Raw genomic sequence first — 3,951 nt, 5'->3', positions numbered from 1 at the left:
CCTTTCCACTGTGAATGGCGATCTAACCGCTGCCCTGTCCGGCATTCCATCAACAACAAAACAGGTAAAGCAGCTGTTGACCCAGCTCAAAACGACGATGAATGACAGTGCCGATATGCTGAATCAAGCAGGTCAAACGCTCGGTACATTAAACCAGAAATTAGGAACGATCTCTACCGACTTACAGTCTCTGCAAAGCTCCAATGCTTATCAGAAACTGCTTTCGCTCGAAGGAATTGATGCCGATGCTGTTTCTGACTTTATGTCTTCTCCGGTTTCTATCAAATCAGATGTACAGTACGATGTAGAGAACTACGGCTCCGGTATGACACCATTTTATACCAACCTCGCTCTTTGGGTTGGCGGTCTGATTCTTGTATCTATTCTCAAGCAAGAAGTCGACACCAGCGGATTGCGCCGACGTTTTACACCGACGCAGGGATATTTCGGCCGCTGGCTATTGTTTATTGTTGCCGGTCTAATTCAGAGCGTCATTGTATGTGCCGGTGATCTTGTCTTCTTGAAAGTACAATGCGTGCATCCGACTGCCTTTATTTTTGCCGGTGTCGTTTGCTCCTTTGTATACGTCAATATCATCTATGCTCTTGCCTCGACGTTTAAACACATCGGCAAAGCAGTTGCTGTTGTTCTGATTATCTTACAGATTCCCGGCTCTTCCGGCACCTATCCAATCGAAATGATGCCGGAATTCTTCCAGAAATTATATCCGCTCTTCCCATTTACCTACGGTATCAATGCCATGCGCGAATGCATTGCCGGATTTTACGGCAATCTTTATATTAAGAATCTGCTGTTACTGTCTATCTTCGTCATATTGTCTCTGCTCATGGGATTGGTCTTGCGTCCTCTGATGCAAAACCTCAATCATTTGTTCGACAAGCGATTGGATGCCACCGAACTGATGCTGTGCGAGACGGCTACGGCAGAATATCAGCGCCCAACTCTGCGAATGTTGATCCGTACCCTTTCCCGTGACGAAGCGACCAAGCAAAAATATCTGGAACGTTCGGTAAAATTCGAGCAAAACTACTCCAAACGCATTAAATACGGCTTCTTATGCATGTTGATCATTCCACTGATCTTTTTGATCTTGATGTTTAGTTTGGATTCCAAGCTGGTCTTTTTGGTCTTGTGGATTGTTTCTCTGATTGCCTTGTCTTTGTATCTGATTGTCGTAGAATACATTCACGACAAGATTCAACGGCAGGCCGATCTCAACGGACTGACATCGGATGAACTGATGCAGGCAATAAAGGAGAACAAGAACAGATGAAAAATATATGGCAAATATTCAAACGAGACGTTTTGCACATTCGCCAAAATGTCATTGCCATGATTGTTATCATGGGTGTTACCGTTGTTCCCTGTCTGTATGCATGGTTTAATATTGCAGGCAGCTGGGATCCGTATTCCAACACAGGCAATCTAAAAGTAGCTGTCGCCAGTGTAGACGACGGCTATGAAGGCAGTTTAATTCCCATTCGCCTCAATCTCGGCGATCAAGTTTTGTCCTCTCTGCGTGAAAATACGCAGATGGATTGGGTGTTTACCAGTGAAGAAAATGCTGTATCCGGCGTACAATCCGGCGAATACTATGCTGCTATTGTGATTCCGAAAGATTTCAGCAGCAAAATGATGAGCATCTTTTCCGAAGATATTCAAAAGCCGAAAATCGTTTACTATTCTAACGCCAAAGAGAATGCCATCGCACCAAAAGTGACAGACAAGGGTGCTTCCGCCATTCAGAAGCAAATCAATCAAACTTTTATCGAAACGGTTTCCGATACGGCTTTAACTGCCTTGCAGTCGGTTTCCAATATGGCAAAAGCAACGGGTTCCGAGTCTATCGCAGACAACTTGTCTAAAAATCTCCAGCAAATGGCAGGGGACTTGTCTTCTGCGAGTGCAACCATGCAGTCGTTCTCTCATTTAACATCTTCCGCCCAGCAGCTGCTCACCGCGACTTCTGATTCCTTAGATCAAGCGAAATCCCAGACTTCCAGCGGCAAAAAAGCAGTAAACGACACCAAAACTACATTTTCCAGTCTGAACGGCGCATTGAACGGAGCAACTGACAGCATCAATTCCGCTCTCAGCTCCGGTGCAGGCTTCTATACGCAAGTCTCAAATACGCTGGACACAGCCTTTGATACACAATCCAAGGATGCTTCCGCTGTTGCTGACACGTTAAATACGCTCGCTGGAAAAATAGACAATGTGACCAATGCGTATACTTCCTTGCGCGATTCCATCGCTTCGATTGGCACGGCGCATCCGGAACTCGCATCTCTGACTGAGCCGATTGTCGCCAAATTAAACAGCTCGATCACGACACAAACCGATTTGCGCGACAAACTCAACAGCACAGCAACTTCTTTGAAAAATTCTACAACAGATCTAAAAACCGCGAAATCTGAACTGGATGCCCTTGTGAATCAGAGTGCACAAGATGTCAAACAGGTGCAGACAGACTATGAATCCAACTTGCAGGACTCTCTCAGCAGTCTCTCTTCCTCTCTCTCAGATGTAGAAAGCAATCTCGGTGATCTCATGTCTCAAATTGGTGACGGCGTAGATGGTGTCTCTTCTCTGGCAAAATCCGCCAATTCTGATTTGACACAAATTCAATCCGCTCTGAACAATTCCAGCAGTCTGTTATCCGACGCAGCAAAGAAGCTCACAGATGCTTCTTCCAAGCTGGATGAAATGAAACAGAGCGGCGACTACTCGGAATTGCAGACGCTGCTCAGTGACAACAAAGAAGCGCTTACGTCTTTCCTCGCCACACCGGTCTCGCTGAAAACCCATCAGATCTATAAAATTGATAATTATGGCTCGTCGATGGCACCGTTTTATTCCACGCTTTCTATCTGGATTGGCGGCATTGTTCTCGTTGCCATGTTGAAAGTAACGGTATCCAAGAAGTGTCTGGAAGGATTGCACCGCGTCAAAACCCACCAGATTTATCTGGGACGATATATTATCTTTTTGATTGTCGGCCTCATGCAAAGCACCTTGATTGCAGCCGGTGATCTGTGGTACTTGGGTATTCAATGTGAGCATCCGTTCCTATTTTTGCTTGCTTGCTGGTTCTCCAGTATTGTGTATGTCAATATTATCTACACGCTGACCGTGTCCTTCGGAGACATCGGCAAAGCTGCCAGTGTCGTCCTGCTCGTCATGCAGGTAGCTGGTTCCGGCGGCACCTTCCCGATTGAAGTTGCGCCGAAATTCTTCCAGATGGTGTATCCGCTGCTTCCGTTCGTTCACAGCATGGCAGCCATGCGCGAGACGGTCGGCGGCATGTACGGCATGACCTATTGGATCGAGCTGGGCAAGCTGGGCATCTTCCTGATTGTCTCTCTGATTGTCGGTCTGCTGCTGCGCAAACCAATCATTCGACTCAACGATGCTTTCACAGAAAAGCTGGAAGAAACCAAAATTATGTGACGCAAAAGCCGCCGCATTCACGTTTTGTGAATGCGGCGGCTGCTTTATTGGAAATACAAAGAGAGATTACAGAAACGGTCGCGTGGTGTCTGCGCCCATCTTGATAACGTCTTCTGCGTCCATCTGCCAATATTCCGGACGGAACAGCTCCAAACAAGCTGGGCCGTCATAACCGACTGCCTGAACGGCATCGGAAACTGCCTGTACTGGAATGGCTCCCAGACCCGGCATCAGACGATGGCAGTGGTCGAGAATGCCAAGCGGCAGGTCTTCGCAGTCATTGATATGGAAGACAAACAGCTTCTCTTTCGGAATCTTTTTGATGTACTCGACATCTGCGCACTTATCATGCAGATATACGTTGATGCAGTCTACTGTCAAGCCCACGCTGTCGCGATTTACTGCCTGTACGATTTCCAGTGCCTGACGCACGCTGTTGCAGCACCACTTTTTATCGCCAATCGGCTCAAAAGACAGCTT

The 3,951-nt window shown here is 46.9% G+C and carries 3 protein-coding genes; 2 read left to right on the top strand and 1 reads right to left on the bottom strand.

The annotated features are described in order from the left end of the window. Both ACR0P9_RS08700 and ACR0P9_RS08695 read left to right on the top strand, forming a co-directional pair. Positions 1 to 1,294, top strand: a 1,294-nt coding sequence (locus ACR0P9_RS08700) for a YhgE/Pip family protein (RefSeq protein WP_432619263.1), incomplete at its 5' end; no start/stop codon positions are given. Further along, complete coding sequence (locus tag ACR0P9_RS08695; RefSeq protein ID WP_432619261.1) at positions 1,291 to 3,471, top strand: YhgE/Pip family protein; 2,181 nt, start codon at positions 1,291 to 1,293, stop codon at positions 3,469 to 3,471. The genes ACR0P9_RS08700 and ACR0P9_RS08695, both read left to right, overlap by 4 nt. Positions 3,472 to 3,537: 66 nt before the next feature. Here ACR0P9_RS08695 and ACR0P9_RS08690 read toward each other — a convergent pair. Then, positions 3,538 to 3,951: sugar phosphate isomerase/epimerase family protein (locus ACR0P9_RS08690; protein WP_432619259.1), on the bottom strand; the 414-nt coding region annotated here is incomplete at its 5' end.

The sequence above is a fragment of the Butyricicoccus sp. genome, assembly GCF_050872565.1.
Classification (GTDB): domain Bacteria; phylum Bacillota; class Clostridia; order Oscillospirales; family Butyricicoccaceae; genus Butyricicoccus_A.
This window is presented reverse-complemented; position numbering and strand designations above follow the sequence as displayed.